This window comes from Moheibacter sediminis (assembly GCF_900176425.1).
In the GTDB taxonomy this organism is placed as follows: Bacteria; Bacteroidota; Bacteroidia; order Flavobacteriales; family Weeksellaceae; genus Moheibacter; species Moheibacter sediminis.
This window is the reverse complement of the sequence record NZ_FWXS01000001.1, coordinates 105,054-131,981: the sequence shown is the minus strand read 5'-3', so window position 1 is coordinate 131,981 and position 26,928 is coordinate 105,054. Positions and strand designations below refer to the sequence as shown.

Below are 26,928 nucleotides of genomic sequence, written 5' to 3'. Positions count from 1 at the left end.
TTAATCTTTTATCTAAATCTCTTCATTATGAAAAACTTTTATTCTAAACTAATTGCGGTAATTGTTCTAATTTTAACATCAAGCGTTTACGCGCAACATGTCTTTTTTGAGAACCGCTACGGAACTTCATCAGAAAATGTTCAGGCAAAGTTAGAGTTTGACAAACAAAATTATGATGTCTTTTTTGATTCACCTGACGAAAAAATTTATGTATCTAAGACAAATGAATCAACCCAAAGAAATGATTTAAATGTAAATTTTACAGTCAATTTAGTATCTGGAGGTCATACAGGTGTCAACGTTCTGATTTATAATGAAACAGGATTGTGGTCCAGACACGTCTATAATGGACAAAATTCAGCAGATTTTAATTTGGAACCTGGTGTTTATGATATTTTTACAACTTTTAATTACTATGCTACGACTCGAAGGTATGTAATAAAAGAACAAGTAAATATTAGCGAAAATTCTTCAATAACTATAAACAAGGCTGATGCTACGAATAAGATTGTAAATGAAATTTATAATGAATACGGAGAAGTTTTATCTCCTGCAACAAATGCTGATTATGCAATGGCAAATAATGAAATCTTAATTAACAACTACCCAAACATTCTCATTTCTCAGAGCTCTCTTTGGTTTTCGGGAACATCTGAAGATCCTGTTTGGGCTTATTATATATCAGATGTGAGTGACCGCTATACCATGAACTTCAATTTGTTTTCACAGGCGTCTACAGGGATTCATTATTTCCCTAAATATAAATTACTAAATGGAATTTCGGAATCCATGACAACTCCTAATCAAATTGATAATATGGTTTATCATGAAGAAAAACCCTTTCAATCAAGCATAATTGCCGAAGAATCTCAAGAAGAGATTACTTCAGGTTTTACAGTTATAAATACTTTTCAAAACTTTGGAACTTTTATAGCTTTTACTATAATTGGGAATGAGTATGAACCGGGATCTCGTTTTAAGTCAATGATCAATCCCGATTTAAATGGAGAGATAACTAAAACCTTAATTGCTCCTGGTATCATTGAAAAATCCTATGGTAGTATACAGTTCTTCAATAAAGGAACTGCATTTACACTGGACTCTCAAAACAATATCATTTATGGAGACCAGTCAATTGGCTTAAATGATTATTTGCTAAATAATTATTTGAATAGGACTGACGAAGGAACCAAATACATACCTTTTCATCCTAAATTTTCATTTACCAAACACGAGTCACAAGGAATGGTATATGGTAATAATATACCAATCATAAACACTGCATTTTTTTCCAATATTTTTATTGCAGGAGCGATAGGTAGATATGGTGAATTTAGAGAAAGTGATTTTATTTCCGCTGAGATTGAAGTCTATCGTGACAACGTTTCAATATTCGCAGGCGATTATATAACCTTGACTCTTGATCCGATGTTCAATACTCCAAATCAATTTGAAATTAAAATCATCAATCCCAATACAATGGTCGATGGAGTTCAAGGAAAAAATATTACCCAAGTTTTTTTTGATAATAACAATGAAGATTCTTTTCCACCAAGTCTTCAAATGCTGCAATTCCGAAATTCGGATAATATGATAACCCACAATTTTATGTCAGGACAAGAAGGGTTTGTCAGGCTTGCTGCAAGTGATTTCAATTTCAGTGGATTTCTTGTTTATAATTATAACGAAGGGAATTCTGTTCAACTATTTTACAGTCTATACAACCAAGAGGAATGGAGTCAGCTTACTTTGACCAATTACCCTGAACATTTTTTTGTACCTAAATTTGGAGATTATTATGAGGCTTCACTTGCCGAAATCCCTCAACCGCAAGGAAATGACGTTTGGTATGATGTAAAAGTAATCTGCACAGATGCCGCAGGAAATAAACAAACACAAACAATCTCACCTGCATTTAAACTAAACAGCACTTTGCAAGCAGAGGAAATTCATGAAAATAATGATTTCATAGTTTATCCAAATCCTTTTAATGACAATTTAAACATTCAATTACCAAAAAATATAAAGGGTGATTATATTGTTAAATTAACCGATCTGACAGGAAGAATCATAAGTGCACAAAATAAAAAATCAACTGATTCTAAATCTTTATTTTATTCTTTTTTACCAAAAGGAACCTATGTACTTTCAATTGAAAGTAATGGAAAAACATTGGCCAAAAAAGTAATTAAGAAATAGATTTCTGATTACATAAATTTCTCAAATCCCGTTTCATAAGCGGGATTTTTCATTTAAATTAACCAAACAATCCTCCTTGCGGATTCGCTTTGATTTTCCCTAAATGTTTGTACGCTTTTTCAGTGGCTTCACGTCCTCTAGGCGTACGCATCAGATAACCTTCCTGAATCAAATAAGGTTCATAAACCTCTTCCAAAGTCCCTATGTTTTCTGCAACTGCAGTGGCAATTGTAGAAATTCCAACCGGACCGCCTTTGAATTTATCGATGATGGTGGAAAGGATTTTATTGTCCATTTCATCCAGTCCGTTTTGATCGACCTTCAAAGCCGACAAACTAAATTCTGCTATTTTATGGTCAATTTTCCCAGAACCCTTGATTTGTGCAAAATCTCTCGTTCGACGCAGCAAAGCATTCGCTATCCTCGGTGTTCCACGGCTTCTTCCTGCGATTTCAATGGCGGCATCTTCCTCAATTTGAGTTCCCAAAATGCGTGAGCTTCGCTGGATAATTGTACTTAACAATTCCTGATGGTAATATTCAAATCTGAAATTAATTCCAAATCTCGCACGAAGCGGAGCCGTCAATAAACCGGAACGAGTTGTTGCGCCAATCAGCGTAAATGGATTCAAACCAATCTGAACGGAACGCGCATTGGGTCCGGATTCAATCATGATGTCAATTTTATAATCTTCCATGGCAGAATACAAGTATTCCTCAATCACGGGCGACATTCGGTGAATTTCATCGATGAACAAAACATCATTTTCTTCCAAATTCGTAAGCAATCCTGCTAAATCTCCGGGTTTGTCCAAAACGGGTCCTGAAGTGATTTTAATTCCTACGCCTAATTCATTGGCAATGATATTTGCCAAAGTCGTTTTTCCCAATCCAGGAGGACCATGCAAAAGAACATGATCCAATGCTTCACCACGCAATTTGGCTGCTTTGACAAAAATTTCGAGATTATCGAGTATGTGCATTTGCCCCGTAAAGTCATTGAAACTCTGCGGACGAAATTGTTCTTCGATTCTTAATTCTTCTTCCGAAAAATTGTCTTTTTCAGGATTGAGTAGGTCTGACATTTCATAATTTATTACCAAACAGAAATCATCTCGATTTTTAGAGATTTATCCCTTATTTTTACAGCAAATTACGTAATTTATTTCTGAATGGATTCTAAAAGATTTCATTTTGATTTAATAAAATAAAATCCTCAGATGAAATCGAAATGTTTAAAATAATCCTAGAGACAAAACATAATTATTATTTTAAGCATTGCAGATTCCATGTGACCATTAAAAAACAATAAAATAGACACATGAAAAAAGGAGTATTGTTAATCAATTTGGGTTCCCCCGATTCTACCGACGTCAAAGATGTAAAAAAATACCTGCGCGAATTCCTCATGGATCCGCTGGTAATTGATTCGCCATATCTCATTCGGAAATTGGTGGTAGAGCTGGCGATACTTCCGACGCGACCTGCGGCATCAGCGGAGGCTTACAAAAAAATCTGGTGGGAAGAAGGTTCGCCTTTGATCACTTTGTCGAAACGTGTTCAGAAAAAAATTGCTGCAAAGTCAGAATTACCGATTGCTTTGGGGATGCGTTACCAAAATCCTTCCATCCAAAGTGCGATGCAGGAATTGCATGACAAAGGCGTTCGCGAAGTTTTGGTGATTCCATTGTACCCGCAATATACAATGAGTTCTACGGAAACAGTAGTATTGAAAACGAATGAACTCCAGAAAAAATTCTTCAAAGACATGAATTTGACTTTCCTGAATTCATTTTACAACCGTCCCGATTACATCAAAGTTTTGGCGGACAGAATCAAAGAACAACTGCCGGAACATTATGATAAATTGTTGTTTTCATTTCACGGAATTCCGGAAAGACATGACAACAAAGCCATTGCAAAAGGCAAGAAATATCCTGATTTGAACATCAAAACTTACCGTGACCAATGTTATGAAACCACTGAATTGGTTCGTCAGGAATTGGGATTGCCGGAGGATAAAATCTTTGTTTCTTTTCAGTCAAGACTAGGGAAGGATCCTTGGATAAAGCCTTATACCGATTTTATTTTGAGAGACTTTCCTGCTGAAGGCGTGAAAAATCTTGCGATTGTAGCGCCTGCATTTGTGTCGGATTGTTTGGAAACTTTGGAAGAGATCGCAATGGGCGGTATGGAAATTTTTGAGGAAAACGGAGGTGAACATTACACGTATCTAGCATGCTTAAATGATACCGGTCCGTGGATTGATGTTTTGTTGAAATGGATAAATGGTTGGAAATCTTCAAAATCTTAATAATGAAATTACTTAAAATTATTATTGTTTTAATTGGGTTAATCACAATCATTTCGTGTAAAAATGAACCTAAAAGCCTTTCTGATTTTAAATCTAATTTTTACGAAATCCAACACAACGGACTTCGTTTGGGCGACAGTTTGAATGTTTATTTTTTTGAAAATGAAGATTTGGTAAAATCGGTTGAAATTATTTGGAACGGCAAACTTTTGAAAAATCATACAATTATGGATTCTACGAATACTTCTTTGGGAATCAATAATTTAAAGATTAAAGTTAATCTTGAAAATAATTCTATTTCAGGCGAAACAAACGTTCCGATTTTAAATTCATTCAAAGAAACATTGGTAGAATTTGAAGTGGTGAAAGAATATCCGCATCCTCAGGAACTTTTCACGCAAGGATTTTTCTTTCATAACAACAAGATTTTCGAAAGTGCAGGGCAATATAAAAAATCTAAATTGGTTACATATAATTTAGGTTCAACGAATTATTTACAAGAGAAAAAACTTGATGATCGTTCTTTTGCAGAAGGCGCCGCTTTGCTCAATGGCAAAATTTACCAATTGACTTACCGTGAACGTGATATTTTTGTTTACGATGAAAAGACATTTGAACTGATTGAAACTTTGAAATTGCCCTCTATTTTAAAAGAAGTCTGGGGAATCACAACCAACGGTAAAGAATTGATTGTCGCCGATGGAACACAGAATATTTATTTCTTTGATGAAAAATTTAACCTGCAAAGAAAAATTCAAATTGCAGGTTATGCTTCAATTTATAACCAATTGAATGAAATGGAATTCATCCAAAATAAAATTTATGCCAATGTTTGGCAGACAAATTACGTACTGATAATCAATCCTGTATCCGGAGCAGTTGAGCAATATTACGATCTTGCTTCACTTTCACAAACCAAAGGCTCAGATGATGTACTTAACGGGATTGCTGCTTACGGAAACAACATTTTGGTAACCGGAAAAAATTGGAATAAGATTTACGAATTGTCTGTTAAATAGAGTTTAATCGCTGCGATTATTTTTGTCCTTTTTCTTGGCGGCTTTATCAGCTTTCTTTTCTTTTTGAGACTTTGCGGGAGCTGTTTTGTCCGACTTCTTTTTACCTTCTTTTTCTCTTGACATTTTTATGATTTTGCTAAAGGTAATTGATAATTAATGTTTTAACTCCATCATTCATCACAAATGAAAGCCAAAATTTTACATATCCTCACGGATTTTCTCTTCTCCTTCAATCCATTTATCAAGCATAACGCGCTCAGATGGAGATGGATGTACTCCTCCGGCAAGGATTTCCATGATGGTGTCAAATAGATTATCTTTCGCTTCAAATTCTTTTTGAAATTGTTTCAAATATTTCAAAAATGCAGCTTCATAATCTTTTTCTTCTTTTAAGCTTGAACCTTCTGGTGTCGTTTCAGATATAATATGTGAAATTTTATCCAATTCTTGTGGCGAATACCTGACCATGAACTGAAGGATTAGCTTAACCGCTTTCGCATTTCGCTCGATTTCGGGTTCTGTATCTGATTCAAATATTTCAAACTCATTTCCCCATTTCTCTTTTTTATCTGCCGGAAGCGCCTTCGCTCCTGTATTTTCAAATTTTTGAGCAGATACTTTTAATGATTTAAGTCTTTCTTCGAATTCTTGCCAAAGAATTTTAAAGGGAAAATCACTGTTTTGTTCTGACTTTTCCTTGGCAACCTCCAAATATTGGTTCAAATGATTGGAATGAACCCGTACTTCGTTGAGTGAATCATTCCATTCATTCTGAAAATCTTTATTTCCTTCTGTTTCTAAAATCACAATTCCGTTTTCGTAAGTTTTAATCAACTTTTGAGTGGAATCATGTACTTTGGTTTTGAAAGATTCCAATCCTGTACCAAAATCTTTTATGGACATAAGTGTTCTTAACTGCGGATTGTAAACCGACGTCGTGATATTGTAAGTGTTTTCATTTGTGCTCATAATTCATGAATTTAAGATTCAATTGTAAATTTTAATACTTGTTAAAATTTATATACAAAAAATAATGCCAGAGTGTTAATTTTTACAAAATAACAACACTGGCATTTCTCTTGACTCACGCTAAATTATCTCAAATCCAATGACTTCTGTCCGATTTTAAATCCGTTTTGGTACAAATCGATTTTGTAAGTTCCTTTTGGGAATTCAAAATCTTCCCAGTCAAACGAAATATTTTGATTAGAACCTTTTGTATAATTAAATTTAACTTTGTCAGAATAAGACACTTGACCCAGCGACCAAGTATCTAAAATACCTGGCGACGCATCTGAGAATTTACCTAAAGTTCCATCAGGTTTATAAATCGCAATGAAAATCTCTTTTACACCCGTTTCTGCATAAGTATTAGGATCTAAATCAAAACTTACACGAAGCTTATCGATGCGTTTTGCTTTATCAGTTTCAACTTCTTTCCCACTCTTTTTCACCTGTAAACCAGTTAGTTTATAATTAGAAATAGAGAATGTGCTACGAACATTGGCTTCCGTTTCCTGTGCTTTTTCTTTTTCGGAATTTAATTCTTCTGAAATCGTATTTTTCTCATCGTTTAGCGTCGTATTTGCAACCGTAAGCGAATCATTTTGTTGTTTAAGCACAATGATTTCCTGTTTAAATCTTCCAATATCTGCATTTAAAGCCGCAATCATTCGTCTCGCTTGTTTGAGGTCAGATTGGGTAACATCGTTTTTGTTGAGTATGTTTTGAATTTCTCTTTGTTTGTCAAAAATTTCCGCGTCTCTTTTAGACAAAAGCGAATCACGTACATCAATTCCTTCTTTTGTTTTTTCAAATTCACCGGTAAGCGAATCCAATTCTTTCTGAAGCAAAATCTTTGCATTTTCTTCGTCTTTCAAATCAATTGCAAACAAGCGCGTATTTTCTTCTGTTTTCTGGCTTTGAAAAATATTGTAACCCACACTTCCCAAAAGCAAAACGCTCAAAATACCGATGATTACATATTCTTTAGTTTTCTTAGGTGGGGTTGTATGGTTGGTTAGATTTGTATTGGATGATTCTAATTCCATAAATTTTTATTTAATAATAATTAATTGTCCTGATGATTTTGAACTTCGGCATTTCGTCCTCTAAAATTACACAATTTATCCAATTGTTTTGAGCGTCAAATTCATATTCAAATTTATATTTTGATAACAAATTTTTGCGGTAATTCATTTTTTCAATTAAAACCGGAAGTTGGCTCGAATCAAATGTTTCTCTCAATTGAATTTCTTCTTTTTTATTTTTAACCACACGTTCTTTCAACACATGCCTATCATAATTAAACGTTTCAATCGTCTTTTCATTGCCTGCTTCGGTCGTTTTATGCGTCAGATTTTGGTTTTCATCGTATTCAAAGTTAATGGTTTGACCCTTCTTTCCATTGTTGTGAATCGTTGTTTCAGAAATAATTTTTTGCAACCGGTATTCAAATTCTGAAGTAGAAAAAATTTCATCATCCATCCAAAATTCTTTCTTTTTCAGCCTGCTGCCATTGTAAATATGGTTAATCACCCAAAATTGATTTGTAGTCCTTCCTGAATTGAATTCATCTCTGCGAATCAGTTGATTGGTCAAATAATAAAATTTAATTCTTTGCGAAATTTTCTTAGGTTCTTCACCATTTTGAATGAGCGTAGTTTCCTGTTTTTCAATTTGATTGGAAAAATTAAACTGATAAATCGTTTTGTCAAACAAACCCAATTTCCCTTGGTAATCCAAATAATTTTCACACAAAATCAGATTTCCTTTTTGGTCAAAACTTAATTTAATTGCATCAAAATTTTCACTGTCCAAAAAACCGGAAGGATTTGTTTTTGATTTGTCTGAAAATAAATAAGTTGTACTTTCCAAATTCCTGACCTTCCCTTTTAAATTAAAATCATTCAAATGACTTTGAGCCGATAAAAAAGTGTATAAAAAAATGAACAGAAACGTTAACCTCATTATTTTCTCATTTGTTTGTAAGCGTTGATCAAACCATTTGTAGATGAATCATGCGAAGTAATTTCTGCATCGGAATTCAATTCCGGAAGGATTTTATTTGCCAATTGTTTCCCTAATTCCACGCCCCATTGGTCAAAACTGAAAATATTCCAAATCACACCCTGAACGAAGATTTTCTGCTCATACATCGCAATCAAACTTCCCAGAGTTTTTGGACTTAGTTCATTATACAAAAAAGAATTGGTCGGTTTATTTCCTTCAAAAACTTTATATGGTTTCAAAAATTCAATTTCAGGAGTCGATTTTCCTTGGCTTTTCAATTCAGAAATTACCTCTTCTTCCGTTTTTCCAAAAGCCAAAGCTTCTGTTTGCGCAAAGAAATTTGACATCAATTTAGCATGATGATCGCCAATCGGGTTCAATGAATTTGCCGCAGCCATAAAATCACAAGGAATCAATTTCGTTCCTTGGTGAATCAATTGATAGAAAGCATGTTGCCCGTTTGTTCCGGGTTCACCCCAAATAATCGCACCGGTTTGATAGTCAACAGATTTTCCGTTACGGTCAATGTATTTTCCATTGCTTTCCATATCACCTTGCTGAAAATAAGCCGCAAATCTTGATAAATATTGTTCGTAAGGCAAAATCGCAACGCTCTCAGCATTGAAAAAGTTATTATACCAAATGCCTAAAAGTGCTAAAATTACCGGAATATTTTCATTGAAATCTTCATTTCTGAAATGGTTGTCCATTGCAAATGCGCCTTCCAATAATTCCACAAAATTTTCAAATCCAACTCCCAAGCAAATGCTCAATCCGATTGCGCTCCAAAGTGAATATCGTCCTCCAACCCAATCCCAAAATTGGAACATATTGGCTGAATCAATTCCGAATTTTTCAACTTCTGTTTTATTGGTAGAAAGCGCCACAAAATGTTTGGCAACATCATTTTCATTTGCTTCAGAATTCAAAAACCAATCTCTTGCAGTCAACGCATTGGTCATAGTTTCCTGTGTAGTAAAGGTTTTAGAAGCTATGATGAAAAGTGTGGTTTCAGGATTTAATTCTTTCAAAGTCTCTGCAATGTGTGTTCCATCCACATTCGACACAAAGTGGAGGCTAAGCCTTGTTTTGTATTTTTTTAATGCTTCTATAACCATTACAGGTCCCAAATCTGAACCGCCGATTCCGATGTTGACGATATCTGTAATTTCTTTTCCTGAAAATCCTTTCCATTCGCCTGAAATGACTTTGTCCGAAAAAGATTTCATCTGTTCCAAAACGACATTTACTTCAGTCATCACATCTTTTCCATCTACATAAACCGGACGGTTGTCGCGGTTTCTCAGTGCTGTATGCAAAACTGCGCGGCCTTCGGTTTCATTGATTATCCCGCCTGAAAATTGTTTTTCAATTGCGTCTTTCAGCTCACATTCATTGGCCAATTCCACCAATAAATTTATGGTTTCAGAATCGATCCTGTTCTTAGAATAATCAAATAAAAATTCTTGAAATTTCAGGTGAAAATTATCGAAACGGTTTTTGTCATTTTGGAATAAATCTCTCAATTTTTGATTTTTAATTTCTTCAAAATGAGAATTTAGTTTTTTCCAGGCAGCCGTTTCGGTAGGATTTATTTTGTGTAAAGACATGTTCTTTCTAAGATTAATTAACAAAAATAATGCATTTAAGCTTTTGCGAATCCTTACAGATGTGAAATATTACTTAAATTTCTAAAGAATAAATTTTCTCAATAAATCTTTTACTTTTTCCTGATTTTCGATGTAATATTTGGCTGCAGTTTCTTCGGTTCCGACTTTTACCGTAATGGCGCTTTCGGGCAGTTCACGGAAAATATATTCATCCGTCCAGTCATCTCCCATCCCAAAAATGAAATCGTAAGGTTTGCTAAGAAAGCTGTTTGCTGCGCTGCCTTTATTTACAATTGCATTTTTAACTTCCAAAACTTTGTTTCCAGGCATCACGCCGATATTGCTATTTGCCAACAGCCCGGTCAAAACATTATTGAGCTCATTTGCTCTTTTTTCACTCAGTCCCGGTGCGACTTTTCTGTAATGCCAGACAAGTGAAAATTCTTTTTCTTCCAGAAATGAACCAGGCGTTCTGTCCACAAAATTTTCAATGATGGGACGGATGGATTCCATCCAATGTGTATCCAGATTTTGGCTCATTCTCCATTCCGGATTTTTTCTTCGGATCCAAACACCATGTTCCGCCACCAAATCGACCGGAAGATGTCCAAATTGTTCTTCCAAAAAAAATCTTCCACGCCCGCTTATGATGACAACTTTCACATTTTTTTGAATCAATTCATTTAAAATATGATAAATTCCCTCGTCTGGCAATGCTTTTTCGGGATTTGCATGAAAACCTGTGAGCGTTCCGTCATAATCGAGAAAAAATATTTTGGTTTCAGATTGATTGAATTTTTCAATGATTTTTTCAAGGTTATTTGCACCTAAAAATCGGGTTAAATTTTCTTCTTTCAACTGACTCGCCGCATCCAATGCTTCCATAAAATCTTCCGCCCATTTGTCCACATTGTACCTTTTGATTCTTTTTTGGATGATTTTATTTCGGGAGATTTGTTCTTCCAAAGGCATTTCCAAAGCTTGCTTCAGTGCTTCTGACATTTGTTTGTCGTCATTTGGATTAATGAGCAAGGCATCGTTCATCTCATGTGCAACGCCCGCCATTTCACTTAAAATCAAAACTCCGGTTTGGTCAGTCCGGGAAGCGATGTATTCTTTCGCCACTAAATTCATTCCGTCACGAATGGGCGTTAAAAAAGCAACGTCAGAAGAAGTATATAATTCAATCAATTCTTCAAATGGAAGCGAGCGGTAAAAGTACCAAACGGGTGTCCAGGTGGGCGTAGAAAATTTACCATTAATTCTTCCGACCAATTCATCTATTTCTTTTTTTAAATGTTGATATTGAGGCACTTCTTCACGAGAAGGAACCGCCAGCATAATGAGCCTTACTTTTTCTGTGAACTGAGGATATTTGTCTAAAAAATATTCAAGCGCTTTTAGTCTTTGGGCAATTCCTTTTGTGTAATCCAAACGGTCAATTGAAAGAATTAATTTCGAATCCGGAACCAGTTCTTTGTATTGGTCTATTCTAATTTGAAGCGAAGTTTTTTCATTTTTCAATTGATGTTCAATCGCCGCATTATGGAATTTTTCATAATCGATGCTCATTGGAAACGAATCTACTTTTACGGTGCGGCTTCCCACGTGGATGGAATTAATATTGGTTTCGTATCTCAAAATCCGGCTAACCGAACTGATGAAATGACGCTCGTAATCATACGTATGAAATCCAAGTAAATCTGCTCCCAGCATTCCTTTCAAGATTTCTTCGCGCCATGGAACCGTTCGGAAAATTTCATATGAAGGAAAAGGAATATGCTGAAAAAATCCGACTGAAATGTCCGGTCTTTTGTCTTTAATCATTTGTGGAAGCAAAAGCAATTGGTAATCGTGAACCCAGATTTTATCACCTTCGTTTAAATTTTCAAGAATAATTTCCGCAAATTTTTCATTTACTTTTTTGTAGGCTTCCCAATGGGTTTCGTCATAATCCGCATATTCCATAAAATAATGAAAAAGCGGCCACAAAACACGGTTGCTGAATCCGAAGTAATATTCCTCCAATTCCTGGTGCGTCAACGGAACGGGAACGCACTTTTCTTTGATGGATAATTTTTTAATTTTTTCAGCGGTGATTTCATCGATTTCATCCGAAGCGACACCTGCCCATCCAATCCACAAACTTTCCGAGTTTTGGTGAATTGACTTCATTCCCGTCGCAAGCCCGCCTACACTTGGAAAAACTTTAACATCTCCCTGTTCCACTGATACATTCAAAGGTAGCCGGTTAGAGACGATAATGGTTTTGTTTTTCATTGTTTAAATCTTTTACGCAGTGAATTAAATTTTTTAAATTACGGTTCAATAATTGGTTAAAAGCTTTAAAAAATTAAAATGGATAATTTGAATTATGGTATCATCGGTAATTGTTTAACTGCTGCTTTAATCTCCAAAAATGGTTCCATAGATTGGTGCTGTTTGCCTAAGTTTGATTCTCCTTCGATTTTTGCAAAATTGCTTGATGAAGAAAAAGGCGGAAGTTTCGGTTTTGAAGTTGATGATTCTTATAAAATTTCGCAGAAATATTTACCCAAAACAAATATCCTTGTCACGCATTTTGAAAGTTTCGATGCGGCTTTTGAAGTGCGTGATTTTATGCCTCGATATTATGATGATAATGGAAAATTGAATACGCCGCTGGTTATCATACGTTATTTAGTCCCGTTGAAAGGAATTCCGAAATTCAAAGTTAAATACAATCCTAAAATTGGTTATGCGAAGGAAGAAACCATCAGCCGAATCAAAGATGGTTATATAAAAAGCCACACTTTGGAAGGAATGTACGACTCGGTTTATATGTATTCCAATTTTGATTATGATTCGATTTTAAATGAGGAAGAAATTACACTTACGGAAGATTCATATTTATTGATGAGTTATTATGAAAAAATCCTTGACCAAAGCATAGAAAGGGCATTTCTGCAATACCAAAGAACTTATGCTTATTGGCTCAACTGGTCAGAAAAAACAACCAATTATAAACTTTATAACAAAGAAATCCGCAGAAGTGCATTGGTTTTAAAATTGCTCACTTATGAAAAATCGGGAGCGGTTCTGGCTGCAGCAACAACTTCACTTCCGGAAACAATCGGCGAAGTAAGAAATTGGGATTACCGGTTCTGTTGGATTCGTGATGCTTCAATGGCATTGAAGGTTTTGTTTGAATTGGGACACGTCGATTCGGCGCAGAGATTTATGAATTTCATAACAAGCACAGTTGCCAACAAAGGCGATAAAATGCAAATTATGTACGGAATCAACAGCGAAACCATTTTGACTGAAAATACACTGGAACATCTTTCAGGTTATGAAAATTCAACACCTGTACGAGTTGGAAATGCGGCTTACATTCAAAAACAGAATGACATTTTCGGAATTTTAATAGAAATCATTTACAAACAATTTCTTTATTTTAAAAATTCACTGGAACACAGCGAAGAACTTTGGATGATTGTAAGTCAGAGCGTACATGTGGTCGAAGAAAACTGGATGAAACCCGACAAAGGAATCTGGGAGCACCGTGCGGAAGACAGACACTTTACGTTTTCGAAATTGCTTTGCTGGGTTGCGGTTGACCGCGCCATCAAAATTGCGGAGCTCATTCATAAAACTTCAATGATGGAACAATGGACTGAATTGCGCGATAATATTTACAATGATATTTATGAAAATGCCTGGAATCCGGATGTGGAAGCCTATACACAATCTTACGGCTCACCTGATTTGGATGCTTCTATTTTATTGATGGAAGAATATGATTTCATCAAAGCCAGTGACCCGAGATATATTTCCACGGTACAGGCAATAGAAAAAGAGCTTTTGCGAGATGGTTTGATGTATAGGTACAAGAACCGCGATGATTTCGGATTGCCGAGCTCGTCTTTTACCATTTGCAGTTTTTGGTTCATCAATAGCTTGTACAAAATCGGAGAAAAGAAAAAAGCGATTCAGTATTTCGACCAAATCCTATCTTACAGCAATCATTTAGGACTTTTTAGTGAAGATATTGACTTTGAAACGAAGCGTTTGCTGGGAAATTTCCCACAAGCATATTCACATTTAGCACTAATTCAGACAGCGATCAATATTTCTGGTGGAATCAGTGAACAGGAGGAGTTGAAGAATTTGTAAAGTCAAATTTCTGTCAAAATGGCATAAATTCTGATTGGTTTTAATTTTGATATTGAATAAGAAATTAAACTTAAAAAATGGATTTTAATCAATATACTATCAAATCAAGAGATGCCATTCAAAAAGCACAGCAAATTGCTTTGGGCAACGGAAATCAGGCCATCGAACCTGCACATATTTTGAAAGGAATGATGGAAACCGAACAAGACGTTTTGGACTTTATCATTGAGAAGCAAAGTGGAAATGTAGAGCATATTAAAAATGAATTAACTGACATAATTTCACGTTTTCCAAGAGTTCAGGGCGGATCCGGAAATCATCTTTCCAACGATGCCAACAAAATTCTCATTTCCGCTATGGAGGAAGCGAAAAAGATGAAAGACGAATACATCAGTCTGGAACATTTGCTTTTAGGAATTTTGAAAAATAATTCCAATGTTGCTCAATTATTAAAAGACCAAGGAACAACTTACGATGGAAGTTTTCAAGCAATAAATGAATTGAGAAAAGGACAAAAAGTAACTTCCGAAAATGCGGAAGAAACATATAATTCATTAAATAAATACGCCAAAAACCTAACCGAACTGGCCCGCGAAGGAAAACTTGATCCAGTGATTGGACGTGATGAAGAAATCCGCCGTGTTTTGCAAATTCTTTCAAGAAGAACCAAGAACAATCCAATATTGATTGGTGAACCAGGCGTGGGTAAAACTGCGATTGCTGAAGGAATTGCACATAGAATTATCAGCGGAGATATTCCTGAAAATCTGGCTAACAAATATGTTTTTTCGCTCGATATGGGCGCATTGATTGCCGGTGCAAAATACAAAGGTGAATTTGAAGAACGTCTGAAAGCCGTTGTCAAAGAGGTAACTTCCTCTGACGGAAACATCATTTTATTCATCGATGAAATTCACACATTGGTCGGAGCTGGCGGCGGCGGCGAAGGCGCCATGGATGCTGCAAATATCCTGAAACCTGCATTGGCAAGGGGGGAATTGCGGGCAATCGGTGCCACAACTTTGAACGAATACCAGAAATATTTCGAAAAAGACAAAGCTTTGGAACGTCGTTTCCAACAGGTTTTGGTGGAGGAACCGGATGAAGAATCTGCGATTTCTATCTTGCGTGGAATCAAAGAAAAATATGAAGTTCACCACAAAATCAGAATAAAAGACGAAGCAATTATTGCTGCCGTTCAGCTTTCAACACGTTATATTTCAGATCGATTTTTACCGGACAAAGCGATTGATTTGATGGACGAAGCTGCGTCAAAATTGCGAATGGAAATGAATTCCAAACCGGAAGAAATTGACAATTTAGACCGTAAAATCATTCAATTGGAAATTGAAATTCAGGCGATAAAGAGGGAGAATGACGAAAAGAAATTAAATCTTTTAAAAGAAGAATTAGCCAATTTACAAGAACAACGTACTGAGCTAAATGCCAAATGGTTAGAAGAAAAATCAAAAGCAGATGACGTTCAGGAAATCAAGAAATTAATTGATGATTTGAAAATTCAGGCGGAACAAGCCGAAAGAAGCGGCGATTATGAAACCGTAGCGCGCATCCGTTATGAATCTTTGAAAAATGAAGAAGAAAAATTGCACCAATTAGAAGAAAGGTTGGCGGACAATCAAACCAATAAAATGGTAAAAGAAGCGGTTGATTCTGAAGATATTGCGGAAGTTGTTTCTAAATGGACGGGAATTCCGGTCAATAAAATGATGCAAACCGAACGCGAAAAATTGCTTCATTTAGAAGATGAACTGCATAAAAGAGTCATCGGACAAAATGAACCGATTCAGGCAGTTGCAGATGCGATCCGCAGAAGCCGTGCCGGATTGAGCGATGAAGGAAAACCGATTGGATCATTTATGTTCCTCGGTCCGACGGGAGTTGGAAAAACAGAATTGGCGAAAGCTTTGGCGGAATTTCTTTTTGACGATGAAAATGCGATGACCCGGATCGACATGAGCGAGTACCAAGAACGTCATTCGGTAAGCCGTTTGGTTGGTGCACCTCCGGGATACGTGGGTTATGATGAAGGCGGGCAATTGACGGAAGCCGTGCGCAGAAGACCTTATTCGGTCGTGCTTTTGGACGAAGTAGAGAAGGCGCATCCGGATGTTTTCAATATTTTGCTGCAGGTTTTGGATGACGGAAGATTGACCGATAACAAAGGGCGCGTCGTGAATTTCAAAAATACCATCATCATCATGACTTCGAATTTTGGTTCACATATCATTTTGGAAAATTTTGAAAATGTGGATTCTGAAAATGTTTGGAACGTTTATGACAAAACGAAATCTGAAGTTTTTGAAGAATTGAAACGAAATTTCCGTCCGGAATTTTTGAATCGAATTGATGAAATTATTTTGTTCAAACCATTAAGCAATAGTCAGATTTCAGGAATTGTAAAAATCCAGATTGACGAATTGGCAAAAAAATTGGCAAAACGTGATATTACTTTGGACATCACTCAGGAAGCGTTGGATTATATTTCGCAAAGAGGTTATGATCCGCAATTTGGAGCACGACCGTTGAAAAGGGTCGTTCAGCATGATGTTTTGAATGAATTATCAAAAGAAATTCTGAAAGGAAATATTCATGACAACAGTGTCGTTTTAATCGATTATTTCCCGGAAAAAGAAGGAGAAAGTAAGTTAATATTCAATGTTAAATAATTAAGTTAAGTTTTTTCATTGTGAAATCCTGTTGGAGCAATCCAACGGGATTTTTTTGTTTTCAGAAATTCTTAATTCCGTCAAAACTCAAAATTTCCCTATCTTTTCATCGAAATTATGAGGGTACTTATTTTATTTATATTCTTTCTGACATCTACATTTTCAATCGCTCAAGAAAATGACCCGCAAAAAAAGCTACTAAAAGAAACTCAGGCAAATCATAATAATTTTAATGAAAATCCTAAAAAAGCTTTTGAAAAAGCAGTTTTATTTATAAAAAATGCAAAGAAAATCAATGCGCATAAGGCGGAATTAACCGCTATCATGACTCAGTGCAAATATTACAGAAATGCTTCTGATTATGAAAAATTTATGGAAATGACAAAAAAACTGGAACAAAAAGCCAAGTTGTACAACGAACCTATTTATGAGGCTTCTGCCAAAGTTTATCAATCTGAGATTTATTACCATAATTCGCAACCAAAAAAATGGCGGGCTGCATTGGAATATGCGTTAAAAGTTTTGGAAAAATCTCCTCCCGATGATTCTTTGACAATGCTCACTCGTTCCAACATCTATATATGTCTATCAAATTATCATACGGATTTCGAAACGAGAATTAAATACATAAAAAAATCAAATGAAAACCAATATGCAAAGGAATTGTATATGGGTTATTCCAACTTGGCTGTAGTTTTTTATAAGCACAATCTTGATTCTGCAAAACATTATGCGTTATTATCTTTAAAGGCAAAAAATGCAAAAAGTGATTACATCTTCAACAATTACATGGTTCTAAGCAAGGTTGCTTTAAAAGAAGAAAAGTATCAGGATGTAATTAATTACGCTAAAAAAGCGGAAGAAATAAAAGGATATAAAGATTGGTATAACATTCAATTACTTTATGCCAACGTAATTGATGCCTATGAAAAACTAAATGATCAGGAAAATCTTACGAAATATAAATCCAAAAATGATTCTCTCACCATATTAATTTCCCAAAATCAAAAGAAATATCTGCTTCGCGCACTCAACGAAAATGAAAAACCCATGTTTGGGAAAAATGCTATCATTGCATTTTCGGTTTTTGTTATCTTATTATTGATAATTTTTTATTTTTTACTGAGAAAATCTCTCAAAAGAAAAAACACTATTTCGAAAGAATCAGAAACAAATATTTGGAATTATGACTATTCTAAACTGGTCGAAATTCTAAAGAATAAAGACAAATCTTTCATGGTTCATTTTGATGAGGCTTTTCCTGAATTCTCTAAAAAATTATTAGAATTAAATCCAAAAATAGTTCAGTCCGAGATAGAATTTTGTGCCCTTTTAAAGTTGAAAATCCCTACAAAAGATATTGCTGCTTACACAAATATCGAAGCAAAAACCGTCAGAAATAAAAAATACCGCATCCGAAGAAAATTAAATATACCCGATGGAACCGATATTTATCAATGGTTTCATGATTTCTAAAATTTTGATTTTTAATACTTTGTAAAATAGATTTCAAAGTAAGGACACTTTGAGGTTGCTCCAAATCTTAGGTAGGGACACTTTTGAGGATGCTGTTTTTTGGCAGTTAGCTATGATTAAGATAGAATTGTACTGAATTTTATTCACTCCCTCCCCTCCTTCAATTTTCCTATTTCATAGCGTAAAACATTAACAAAATGATACACATGAAAAATTATTTATTAATTCTGACATTAATTAATTGTCTGTTATTTTCCTATGGTAACGCCCAAGACGGATGTTTAATTAATAACCCGGATTATCAAAATGTTCCAAGTCCTTTACAAACTTTTATTCCAACCTGTTCAGGCCACTATGAAAATGTTTCTTTTGCAAACATAAGTGGCAGATATGCCTTGATACAACTTACAGCAGGAAATACCTACATTTTTTCAAGTTCAAAATCAACTGACTTGATTACCATTGGTGATGAAAACGGAACTGTTGTTTTAGCCGCAGGATTTTCATCCGTTAGTTATGAATCAACTTCCGACCAAATTGTAAGATTTTACACGCATCTTGATGAGGATTGTAGTGTAGATGGCGTAGCCGACAGTAACAGAGAAAAAAGAGTTCAATGCGGAGACATACAACCTCCTGTAGAAAATGACGAATGCGAAAATGCCATACCATTGGCTTGTGGTGATAGTTCTTCAGGCACTACCACAATCGCTACAGACTCAGGAGGCTACCCTTATGCAGATGTTTTTTATTCTTACACAGGTTCGGGTGAAGAAGAAATCGTTACAGTATCATTGTGCGGCTCAGACTACGATACTTATTTAAGAATATACACCGACTGTACTTTGTCCAGTCTTGTAGCCTACAATGATAACAAATGTGGTGAACAGTCCGAAATTACTTTTGTTTCAGATGGCGTTTCAACTTATTACATAATGGTCGAGGGTTATGGAATATTTGGGGAAACGGATTATGTTGGAGACTATGTGATTAATGTAACCTGCGAAGCGATGCCGGAAGCACCGGAAAACTGCTCAGACCATTTGGTGTTGGATAACAACATGGAAGATGGATATTTTTTCGAGTTCCGTACATTTGCTGACATCCCAGTTGGCGACAATGGATTTATCATAGAAGGCTTAGAGCTTTCAGCATTTTTTGCAGGAACATTTTTTGAAGTTACACTACTATCAAACGAAAATTCTTTACCAGGAACTGAAATTGCAACCACAACAACACAAATCTTAAGCGAGGAGGTTTATGGAACCTTGCATGGATTTGACTTCTTAAATTATACACTAGAATTCGACCAGCCCCTAACCTTAGAACCCAATACAGTATATTGGATGGAGGTTAAATCAGATGCAGGCGGATGGGTAATTACCTATGATCCAGATTCTACAATCGGAAGGTTTGCAGTAGTAGATGATGGAACTGGATTTATAGCGCCCGGAGGAGAATTCGTTTATAAATTAGTTTGCGAAGAAGTTTTAAATGCAGAGGATTTGGAAAAATTCAATTTCTCATATTACCCAAATCCTACAAGCGATATATTGAATTTCAAATCAGAAAAAGAAATCAAAACGCTTTCTGTTCACAATTTGGAAGGACAAAAAGTTTTGACACACCCAAAGATTTCAAACAATCAAGTGAATTTGTCTTCACTTCCACCGGGAGTTTATGTTTTCCGAATGGAATTAGAAAATGGACAAATTGAAACTTTTAAAATTGTGAAGAAATAAATTTTTCTCAAATGTTTAAATGAGAATCCCGCTGGAGAAATTCGGCGGGATTTTTTATAAATTTTGTTTTTTAAGCATCTGATTAATACCCAAACCTCCTCAAGTCACCGTCTTTCTTGCGCCAGTCTTTTTTGACTTTTACAAAAAGTTTCAGGAAGATTTTTTTTCCGAAGAATTTCTCTAAATCTTCACGCGCTTCTTTCCCAACTTTGGAAAGAGATTCGCCTTTATGACCGATGATGATTCCTTTCTGGGTATCGCGTTCCACATAAATTTCACTTTCGATTTGAATCAATTCCAAACCTTCCTTGAAAATCTGTGTCACAATTTCTACCGAATAAGGAATTTCTTTTTTGTAGTTCAAAAGAATTTTTTCGCGAATGGTTTCATTCACAATAAACCTTTCAGATTTGTCGGTCAATTGATCTCCCGGAAAATACTGAGGACCTTCCGGCAAAATGCTGATAATCTTATTTTTAAGCAATTCAATGTTTACTTTTTCCGTTGCAGAAATCGGTAGAATTTCTGCTTTCGGAAGTTGTTCGTGCCAATATTCAACCGCCGATTCCAATCGTTTCTGGTCAGTCGTATCGATTTTATTGATCAAAAGTAAAATCGGAATGTTCACTTTTTTTAATTTATCAAAGAAATCTTCATTTTTCAAACCTTTTTCACCGATTTCTACGACATATAAAATCAAATCAGCATCGACCAAAGCTTCCTTTACATAATCCATCATCTTGGACTGCAGCTCATAAGCAGGCTCCAAAACGCCCGGTGTATCAGAAAAAACAACTTGATAATTTTCGCCGGAAAGAATTCCCTTGATGCGGTGACGTGTTGTTTGTGCTTTGTGCGTAGCGATAGCAAGTTTTTCGTCCATCAACAAATTGAGGAGCGTTGATTTTCCGACATTGGGATTCCCGATGATATTGACAAAACCCGATTTGAATTTTATTTCTTCTGACATAATTTTACAAAAGTACTAATTCTCTCGCATAGATATTTTGCCTTTCTCTTACAGAAAAAATGTATTTTAGCCCTATGAATTTACGAAAGGATTTTTCTCAACTTCAATATAAAAATAAATCGTATCAAACCACTGAATATGAGTCGTTTGAATTAGACAGTTTGACGGTAAAAAATCTTTATGATTACAACGATGTAAAGGATTTGAAACAACTGGAATATCTTCCGGGAATCTCTCCTTTTCTCCGCGGGCCTTATACGACCATGTATGTCCGTAAACCTTGGACCATCCGCCAATATGCTGGGTTTTCCACTGCTGAAGAATCCAATGCTTTTTACAAAAGAAATCTAGCGGCCGGACAAAAAGGTCTTTCCGTTGCATTCGATTTGGCAACGCATCGCGGGTATGATTCTGACCACGAACGCGTTGTTGGAGATGTGGGAAAAGCAGGAGTTGCTATCGATTCTGTGGAAGATATGAAAGTTTTATTCGATGAAATTCCATTGGATCAAATTTCGGTTTCGATGACCATGAATGGTGCAGTTTTACCGATTCTGGCTTTTTACATTGTAGCTGCAGAAGAACAAGGCGTGAACCAAAATCAACTCAGCGGAACAATTCAGAATGATATTTTAAAGGAATTTATGGTGCGAAATACCTACATCTATCCACCGACACCTTCTATGAAAATCATCGCCGATATTTTTGAATATACTTCTCAAAAAATTCCAAGATTTAATTCAATTTCAATTTCCGGTTATCACATGCAGGAAGCCGGTGCCACGCCCGTTTTGGAAATGGCTTATACATTGGCGGACGGATACGAATATGTAAAAACTGGATTAAATGCAGGATTAAATATCGACGATTTTGCGCCGAGATTATCTTTCTTTTGGGCAATTGGAATGAATTTCTTTCAAGAGATTGCAAAAATGCGTGCCGCGAGAATTATTTGGGCGCAAATGATGAAAGAATTTAATCCGAAAAGTGATAAATCTTTGATGCTCAGAACGCATTGCCAGACTTCGGGCTGGAGCTTAACTGAACAGGAACCTTACAACAATATTACCCGCACGGCTATCGAAGCCATGGCTGCCGCTCTTGGCGGAACCCAGTCTTTACATACAAATGCTTTGGATGAAGCGATAGCTTTGCCGACAGATTTTTCTGCAAGAATTGCCCGAAATACACAATTAATCATCCAAGAAGAAACCCAAATTTCCCGTACCGCAGACCCAATGGGCGGAAGTTTTATGATTGAAGCTTTAACCAACGAAATGGTAAAAAAAGCTTGGGAATATATCGAAGAAGTAAAAGAATTAGGCGGGATGACACAAGCCATCGAAGCCGGAATTCCAAAAATGAGAATCGAAGAAGCAGCTGCGAAAAAACAAGCGAAAATCGACATCGGCGAAGACGCAATTATTGGCGTAAATTCTTATAAATCAAAATTAAAGCAAGAAGATTTAGACATTTTAGACATTGACAATACCGCAGTTCGTTTGAGTCAAATCGAAAGATTGAACAAAATTAAACAAGAAAGAAATTCCCAAAAAGTAGATGAAATTTTGACTCAATTGACCGAATGCGCCAAAACCGGAAAAGGAAATTTATTAGAACTTTCCATCGAAGCAGCTAGAAGAAGAGTAACTTTGGGAGAAATTTCTGACGCTTTGGAAAGCATTTTTGGTCGTCACAAAGCACAGACAAGAAGCATACAAGGAGTTTACGCTATGGAAGCCAATCAAAATAATTCATTTTCAGAAGCCAGAAAATTAGCAGATGAATTCGCATTGAAATTCGGACGCAGACCCCGAATTATGGTCGCCAAAATGGGACAAGACGGACATGATCGCGGTGCAAAAGTTGTAGCCACCAGCTATGCCGATATGGGGTTTGACGTGGACATCGCGCCACTTTTCCAAACGCCTGCCGAAGTTGCGAAACAAGCTGTAGAAAATGACGTACACATTTTAGGGATTTCTTCTTTGGCAGCCGGACACAAAACTTTGGTGCCAGAAGTGGTGAAAGAGTTGGAAAACTTAGGTCGTGATGATATGTTCATTGTGGTTGGAGGGGTGATTCCGAGACAGGATTATGATTTCTTGTATGCAAATGGTGCACACGCGATTTTCGGACCTGGAACAAACTTGTCTGAATCGGCAATTGAAGTTTTGAATCATTTTTTAAATGCTTAATTAGTGAAAAGATTTTACTCCGTTTTACAGAAAATTACAGCCGCTTTATGCGGAATCATCATCTCGTGGTTTGCCGTGTATTTTTTGCGTGGAGAAGAATTTTCGCTAACATTTTCGGACCGGGTTTTTGCTTCCTATTTTCCGCAGATTTTAGTTTTTGCTACAGGCGTTTCGATTTATTTGTTGTTCATTTTTCAAATTAAATCTAATTTGAAATGGTGGAAAAAATTATTGATTCTGTTAATTGGATTTTTATTTGCAACAATTCCGTTTTTGCTTTATCACGGTCATTTTCAATATCAGGAGCATAGCTTTTGGAATCGTGAAATTTCGAAGTCTAAAAATTTATATTTCAATAAATCACACTCATCTGAAACAATCAAAATCATTGAATCTAAAAGTCAAATTGATACCTTAAAAATTGAAATTGATACGATTCATTCCAAACAAATTACACCTTATTTTGAATTGCAAAATCCTGTAAAGATTGTGAAGTCAGAAAAGGCGAATTGGGAATTGGGAAAATAAGTTAAATTTTAAACCTTAACTTAGTGCTTAGAAATTCGCACAATGTTATCAAACAAAGAACTTCAACTCCGTAAACACAAAAGAATCGCCACCGGGCTTTTCTTTCTGATGGCGGTTGTGTATAGTTTGATGGTGTATTTTCAGCATCAGAATCCGCAAAGTTGGATGGGGTATGTAGAAGCTTTTGCCGAAGCTGGAATGGTCGGGGCATTGGCTGATTGGTTTGCGGTTACGGCTTTGTTTCGGCATCCGCTGGGAATTCCGATTCCGCATACAAATCTGATTGAACGAAAGAAAAATGACTTGGGTGAAAATTTAGGGAAATTCGTCAAAGATAATTTTCTAACTCCCAGAAACATACGTCCTTATATTGAGAAATTAGATGTTGTAAAATTTGTTTCCATTTGGTTAAATAAACCCAGCAGCAAAGAAGTTTTAGAAGTTGAAATCATTAATCTACTTAAAAAAATCATTCAGGATTTAGATGACGATGAAGTAGAAAATTTTATGGCGAATAAAAGTTCTGAAATTCTAAAATCAATTGATTATCAAAAAATTACTTCTTCAGGAATTCATTACATGATCGAAAAAGATGAGCACATAAAATTGCTCGAAACGCTCTTACCACAAATCAAAGAATACATCGACGAAAGTCAGCAAATGATTCGTGATCGAATCAGTGAAAACCGTCCTTTCATTTCATTTTTGGCTGGAAAAAGAATTTCTCGTGAGCTGACCGATGGTTTGAGTGCTTTCATTGAAGAAATTGAAATAAATAAAGAACATTTTGTCCGAAAAAAATTAACTCAAAATCTTGAAGAATTTGCAGAAGAATTGTTGATTTCAGAAAAGTGGAATGAAAAATTTGAACAGTTAAAAAATGAATTGATTTCTGCCGAAAACCTTAGGAATTATACCGACGATGCTTGGGATTCCATTAAAAAAATGCTTTGGTTAAATATCGAAGAACCCAATTCTTCTTTGAAAAAACACCTTCATAAAAACATCGAAAAACTTTCGGAAAATCTTACCAATGATGAGGGTCTAGGGCTTCGAATCAACAAATGGATTCGTCATTTTCTTTACCGAATGATTCTGAAAAACAGCACAGAAGTTGAGCAACTCATCAGTTCAACTGTTTCAGGCTGGGAAGGAAAAGAGTTGAGCGAGAAACTGGAACTCGAAGTCGGCAAGGATTTACAATTCATTCGTATAAACGGAACACTTGTAGGTGGCTTGGTTGGATTAATTATTTACTTCGTCACGCAACTTTTCACCACTTAGACAGTCTTGTGATTATTGTATCTTTGAATCCGATAAATTTGGTGTGAACAATTTGAAGTATCTTTTATTTTTTACTTTTTTAATGATTTGTGGTTTTTCTCAATCGCAAACCGTAGAAGAATGCGATAAAATCCTCGTCGAAGCGGTAAAAGAAATGAACCAGAAAAACCATGCACGTTCTCTTGAGTTGCTCACGGAGGTCAAGTCTATGGCGCAAACTAATAATTGGAGCAAACAACTTTTTCTTGCTATCAACAATATCGGAGCTAATTATTATCTCATGCTCGATTATGGCGAAGCACTCGATAATTATCTCGAAGCTTACAAAATTGCGCTCAAAGATTTGGATGCAAAACATGAGATGATTGTGCTCAACAACATTGCAATTCTCTATTCCAAAGATGCCAAAAATGACAAAGCCGAAGAATATTTTTTAAAAGCCTATGAAATTGCAAAAGAGAACAATGACAGTGTGAAAATCGGTTTATATGCTACGAATTTAGCGACTGTTGCCAATGCTGAAAATGAGATTCAAAAAGCAGAATCTTACATCAAAATTGCGCTTCCTTTATTGAAAAATATGCCCCCGGTTCTGGCTCAGGCAAAAATCACAAATGCACAAAACTTAGTGTTAAAAGGCAAATTTGAAGAAGCAAAAGAAATCGCACTTGAACTATTGCCCACTTTGAAAACTTCAGAATTCAGCGAACATCGGATTTCTATTTACATGATACTTTCCAAGGTTTATGAAAACGAAAACAATCTTCCGCTCGCGATTGATTATGTAAAACGCGCGGGAAAAGATGCCAATGTCAGCTTGGAAAATAAGATTGATATTTATAATCGGTTGACTGAATTATACAGAAAATTAAATGACAATTCTGTCGCATTTGCTTATAAAGACTCGGTACTTTTTGCAAAAGATTCTTTGAGTCAAATCAAAAACGGAAAACTTTTCGAAAACAGCAGGATTAAGTTTGAATTACAAAATTACCAAAAGGAATTATCTGAAAGTCAGAGTAAATTAAAATCGGAACGAAAGTTATTTTACATGATTTTAGGCGGAATTTTATTTTTAATTTTAATTACACTTTGGGCGATTTGGAATTATTTTTCAAGATTAAGACAAACAAAAATAATTGCTGAAAGCAATCAGAAAATTGCTGAACTTGAATTAGAAAAACAGAAGAACGATAAAATTTTACTGGAACAGCAACTGAATGAAAAAGAGGCTTTGACATTGCTTGAACAGGAAAAATTCAAAAATGAAATCGAAGCTAAAAATCGCCAACTCGCCGCAAAAGCACTTTCACTCTCAACACGTAATGAACTCATTGAAGATGTCATTGACTCTCTATCGGTTCACAGTGAAATTTCCCAAAATCCAAAACTTCGAAAATCAATTTCAGAATTAAAAAATCAATTGAAAAGAGATTCGGATTGGGATGATTTTTTCTCACATTTTGAGGAAGTTAATCATGGTTTTCTGAAAACTTTAAAAGAAAAACATCCGGACTTGACTTCAAATGACGTTCGATATATCAGTTATGTGTACATGAATTTGTCAACTAAGGAAATTTCATTGCTTCTCAATATCACTGTGGAAGCCTGTCGTAAACGAAAAGAACGAATTATCAAAAAAATGAACCTCGCTGAAGACGCTGACTTATATAACTATCTTTCAGTTGTTTAAACAAATGTCACGCTTTTTCTGAATGGTGGTCGTGTTATTTCC

Annotated in this window: 18 protein-coding genes; 11 read left to right on the top strand and 7 right to left on the bottom strand. The window is 35.6% G+C overall.

Translation table 11 applies throughout. The features are described from left to right. The first annotated feature begins 27 nt into the window (after nt 1-27). Nucleotides 28-2,199, top strand: a complete 2,172-nt coding sequence (locus B8977_RS00530) for a T9SS type A sorting domain-containing protein (RefSeq protein ID WP_084015327.1) — start codon at nt 28-30, stop codon at nt 2,197-2,199. A gap of 58 nt (nt 2,200-2,257) precedes the next feature. On the opposite strand, the gene ruvB is transcribed toward B8977_RS00530, so the two are convergent. Further along, complete coding sequence (gene ruvB / locus B8977_RS00525; protein WP_084015326.1) at nt 2,258-3,283, bottom strand: Holliday junction branch migration DNA helicase RuvB; 1,026 nt, start codon at nt 3,281-3,283, stop codon at nt 2,258-2,260. A 236-nt stretch (nt 3,284-3,519) separates the two neighbouring features. Between ruvB and hemH the strand changes: the two genes are divergently transcribed. Together hemH and B8977_RS00515 are read left to right on the top strand one after the other, a co-directional pair. Continuing rightward, complete coding sequence (hemH, locus tag B8977_RS00520; RefSeq protein ID WP_084015325.1) at nt 3,520-4,512, top strand: ferrochelatase; 993 nt, start codon at nt 3,520-3,522, stop codon at nt 4,510-4,512. A 2-nt stretch (nt 4,513-4,514) separates the two neighbouring features. Next, nucleotides 4,515-5,531: a glutaminyl-peptide cyclotransferase gene (locus tag B8977_RS00515; RefSeq protein ID WP_159447430.1), complete on the top strand. Its 1,017-nt coding sequence runs from the start codon at nt 4,515-4,517 to the stop codon at nt 5,529-5,531. A 198-nt stretch (nt 5,532-5,729) separates the two neighbouring features. Here the strand turns inward: B8977_RS00515 and B8977_RS00510 are convergent, their stop codons facing one another. The 5 genes from B8977_RS00510 to B8977_RS00490 form a co-directional block, all read right to left on the bottom strand. Then, on the bottom strand, nt 5,730-6,500 hold the full coding sequence (locus B8977_RS00510; RefSeq protein WP_084015323.1) for a hypothetical protein: 771 nt from the start codon (nt 6,498-6,500) through the stop codon (nt 5,730-5,732). A gap of 125 nt (nt 6,501-6,625) precedes the next feature. Continuing rightward, nucleotides 6,626-7,582, bottom strand: coding sequence for a hypothetical protein (locus tag B8977_RS00505; protein ID WP_084015322.1), 957 nt, complete (start codon nt 7,580-7,582; stop codon nt 6,626-6,628). 10 nt (nt 7,583-7,592) lie between these two features. Further along, nucleotides 7,593-8,501: a hypothetical protein gene (locus B8977_RS00500; protein WP_084015321.1), complete on the bottom strand. Its 909-nt coding sequence runs from the start codon at nt 8,499-8,501 to the stop codon at nt 7,593-7,595. Further along, a complete protein-coding gene (gene pgi / locus B8977_RS00495) occupies nt 8,501-10,153 on the bottom strand; it encodes a glucose-6-phosphate isomerase (RefSeq protein ID WP_084015320.1) in 1,653 nt (550 codons plus the stop codon). The genes B8977_RS00500 and pgi overlap by 1 nt, the downstream gene beginning before the upstream one ends. Before the next feature lie 81 nt (nt 10,154-10,234). Next, on the bottom strand, nt 10,235-12,433 hold the full coding sequence (locus B8977_RS00490) for a bifunctional alpha,alpha-trehalose-phosphate synthase (UDP-forming)/trehalose-phosphatase (protein ID WP_084015319.1): 2,199 nt from the start codon (nt 12,431-12,433) through the stop codon (nt 10,235-10,237). 78 nt (nt 12,434-12,511) lie between these two features. Between B8977_RS00490 and B8977_RS00485 the strand changes: the two genes are divergently transcribed. The 4 genes from B8977_RS00485 (at nt 12,512) to B8977_RS00470 (ending at nt 20,213) form a co-directional block, all read left to right on the top strand. Then, nucleotides 12,512-14,308 carry a glycoside hydrolase family 15 protein gene (locus B8977_RS00485; RefSeq protein ID WP_084015318.1) on the top strand — a complete coding sequence of 599 codons (1,797 nt, stop codon included), beginning with the start codon at nt 12,512-12,514 and terminating at the stop codon, nt 14,306-14,308. 77 nt (nt 14,309-14,385) lie between these two features. Continuing rightward, nucleotides 14,386-16,995: an ATP-dependent chaperone ClpB gene (clpB, locus tag B8977_RS00480; RefSeq protein WP_084015317.1), complete on the top strand. Its 2,610-nt coding sequence runs from the start codon at nt 14,386-14,388 to the stop codon at nt 16,993-16,995. A gap of 117 nt (nt 16,996-17,112) precedes the next feature. Next, complete coding sequence (locus tag B8977_RS00475) at nt 17,113-18,471, top strand: helix-turn-helix transcriptional regulator (RefSeq protein WP_084015316.1); 1,359 nt, start codon at nt 17,113-17,115, stop codon at nt 18,469-18,471. A 206-nt stretch (nt 18,472-18,677) separates the two neighbouring features. After that, nucleotides 18,678-20,213, top strand: a complete 1,536-nt coding sequence (locus B8977_RS00470) for a T9SS type A sorting domain-containing protein (RefSeq protein WP_159447429.1) — start codon at nt 18,678-18,680, stop codon at nt 20,211-20,213. An 82-nt stretch (nt 20,214-20,295) separates the two neighbouring features. Here the strand turns inward: B8977_RS00470 and era are convergent, their stop codons facing one another. Then, the gene (era, locus tag B8977_RS00465) at nt 20,296-21,183 is read right to left on the bottom strand and encodes a GTPase Era (RefSeq protein WP_084015314.1); all 888 of its coding nucleotides are present in this window, start codon (nt 21,181-21,183) and stop codon (nt 20,296-20,298) included. Between the two features lie 74 nt (nt 21,184-21,257). On the opposite strand from era, the gene scpA reads away from it, so the two are divergent. From scpA to B8977_RS00445, 4 genes are all read left to right on the top strand, one after another. Then, complete coding sequence (scpA, locus tag B8977_RS00460) at nt 21,258-23,381, top strand: methylmalonyl-CoA mutase (protein ID WP_245828372.1); 2,124 nt, start codon at nt 21,258-21,260, stop codon at nt 23,379-23,381. 3 nt (nt 23,382-23,384) lie between these two features. Next, on the top strand, nt 23,385-23,909 hold the full coding sequence (locus B8977_RS00455) for a hypothetical protein (protein ID WP_084015312.1): 525 nt from the start codon (nt 23,385-23,387) through the stop codon (nt 23,907-23,909). A 42-nt stretch (nt 23,910-23,951) separates the two neighbouring features. Next, complete coding sequence (locus B8977_RS00450) at nt 23,952-25,193, top strand: DUF445 domain-containing protein (protein WP_084015311.1); 1,242 nt, start codon at nt 23,952-23,954, stop codon at nt 25,191-25,193. Nucleotides 25,194-25,275: 82 nt separating this feature from the next. After that, nucleotides 25,276-26,886, top strand: coding sequence for a tetratricopeptide repeat protein (locus tag B8977_RS00445; RefSeq protein WP_084015310.1), 1,611 nt, complete (start codon nt 25,276-25,278; stop codon nt 26,884-26,886). Nucleotides 26,887-26,928: the final 42 nt, after the last annotated feature.

Bases quoted from the DNA above. Each gene is read 5' to 3' on its own strand.
- B8977_RS00500 (WP_084015321.1), bottom strand. From the start codon at position 8,501: ATGAGGTTAACGTTTCTGTTCATTTTTTTATACACTTTTTTATCGGCT.
- B8977_RS00475 (WP_084015316.1), top strand. From the start codon at position 17,113: ATGAGGGTACTTATTTTATTTATATTCTTTCTGACATCTACATTTTCA.
- B8977_RS00485 (WP_084015318.1), top strand. From the start codon at position 12,512: ATGGATAATTTGAATTATGGTATCATCGGTAATTGTTTAACTGCTGCT.
- scpA (WP_245828372.1), top strand. From the start codon at position 21,258: ATGAATTTACGAAAGGATTTTTCTCAACTTCAATATAAAAATAAATCG.
- hemH (WP_084015325.1), top strand. From the start codon at position 3,520: ATGAAAAAAGGAGTATTGTTAATCAATTTGGGTTCCCCCGATTCTACC.
- B8977_RS00505 (WP_084015322.1), bottom strand. From the start codon at position 7,582: ATGGAATTAGAATCATCCAATACAAATCTAACCAACCATACAACCCCA.
- B8977_RS00450 (WP_084015311.1), top strand. From the start codon at position 23,952: ATGTTATCAAACAAAGAACTTCAACTCCGTAAACACAAAAGAATCGCC.
- ruvB (WP_084015326.1), bottom strand. From the start codon at position 3,283: ATGTCAGACCTACTCAATCCTGAAAAAGACAATTTTTCGGAAGAAGAA.
- pgi (WP_084015320.1), bottom strand. From the start codon at position 10,153: ATGTCTTTACACAAAATAAATCCTACCGAAACGGCTGCCTGGAAAAAA.
- B8977_RS00470 (WP_159447429.1), top strand. From the start codon at position 18,678: ATGAAAAATTATTTATTAATTCTGACATTAATTAATTGTCTGTTATTT.
- B8977_RS00530 (WP_084015327.1), top strand. From the start codon at position 28: ATGAAAAACTTTTATTCTAAACTAATTGCGGTAATTGTTCTAATTTTA.
- B8977_RS00510 (WP_084015323.1), bottom strand. From the start codon at position 6,500: ATGAGCACAAATGAAAACACTTACAATATCACGACGTCGGTTTACAAT.
- B8977_RS00515 (WP_159447430.1), top strand. From the start codon at position 4,515: ATGAAATTACTTAAAATTATTATTGTTTTAATTGGGTTAATCACAATC.
- B8977_RS00445 (WP_084015310.1), top strand. From the start codon at position 25,276: ATGATTTGTGGTTTTTCTCAATCGCAAACCGTAGAAGAATGCGATAAA.
- era (WP_084015314.1), bottom strand. From the start codon at position 21,183: ATGTCAGAAGAAATAAAATTCAAATCGGGTTTTGTCAATATCATCGGG.
- B8977_RS00490 (WP_084015319.1), bottom strand. From the start codon at position 12,433: ATGAAAAACAAAACCATTATCGTCTCTAACCGGCTACCTTTGAATGTA.
- clpB (WP_084015317.1), top strand. From the start codon at position 14,386: ATGGATTTTAATCAATATACTATCAAATCAAGAGATGCCATTCAAAAA.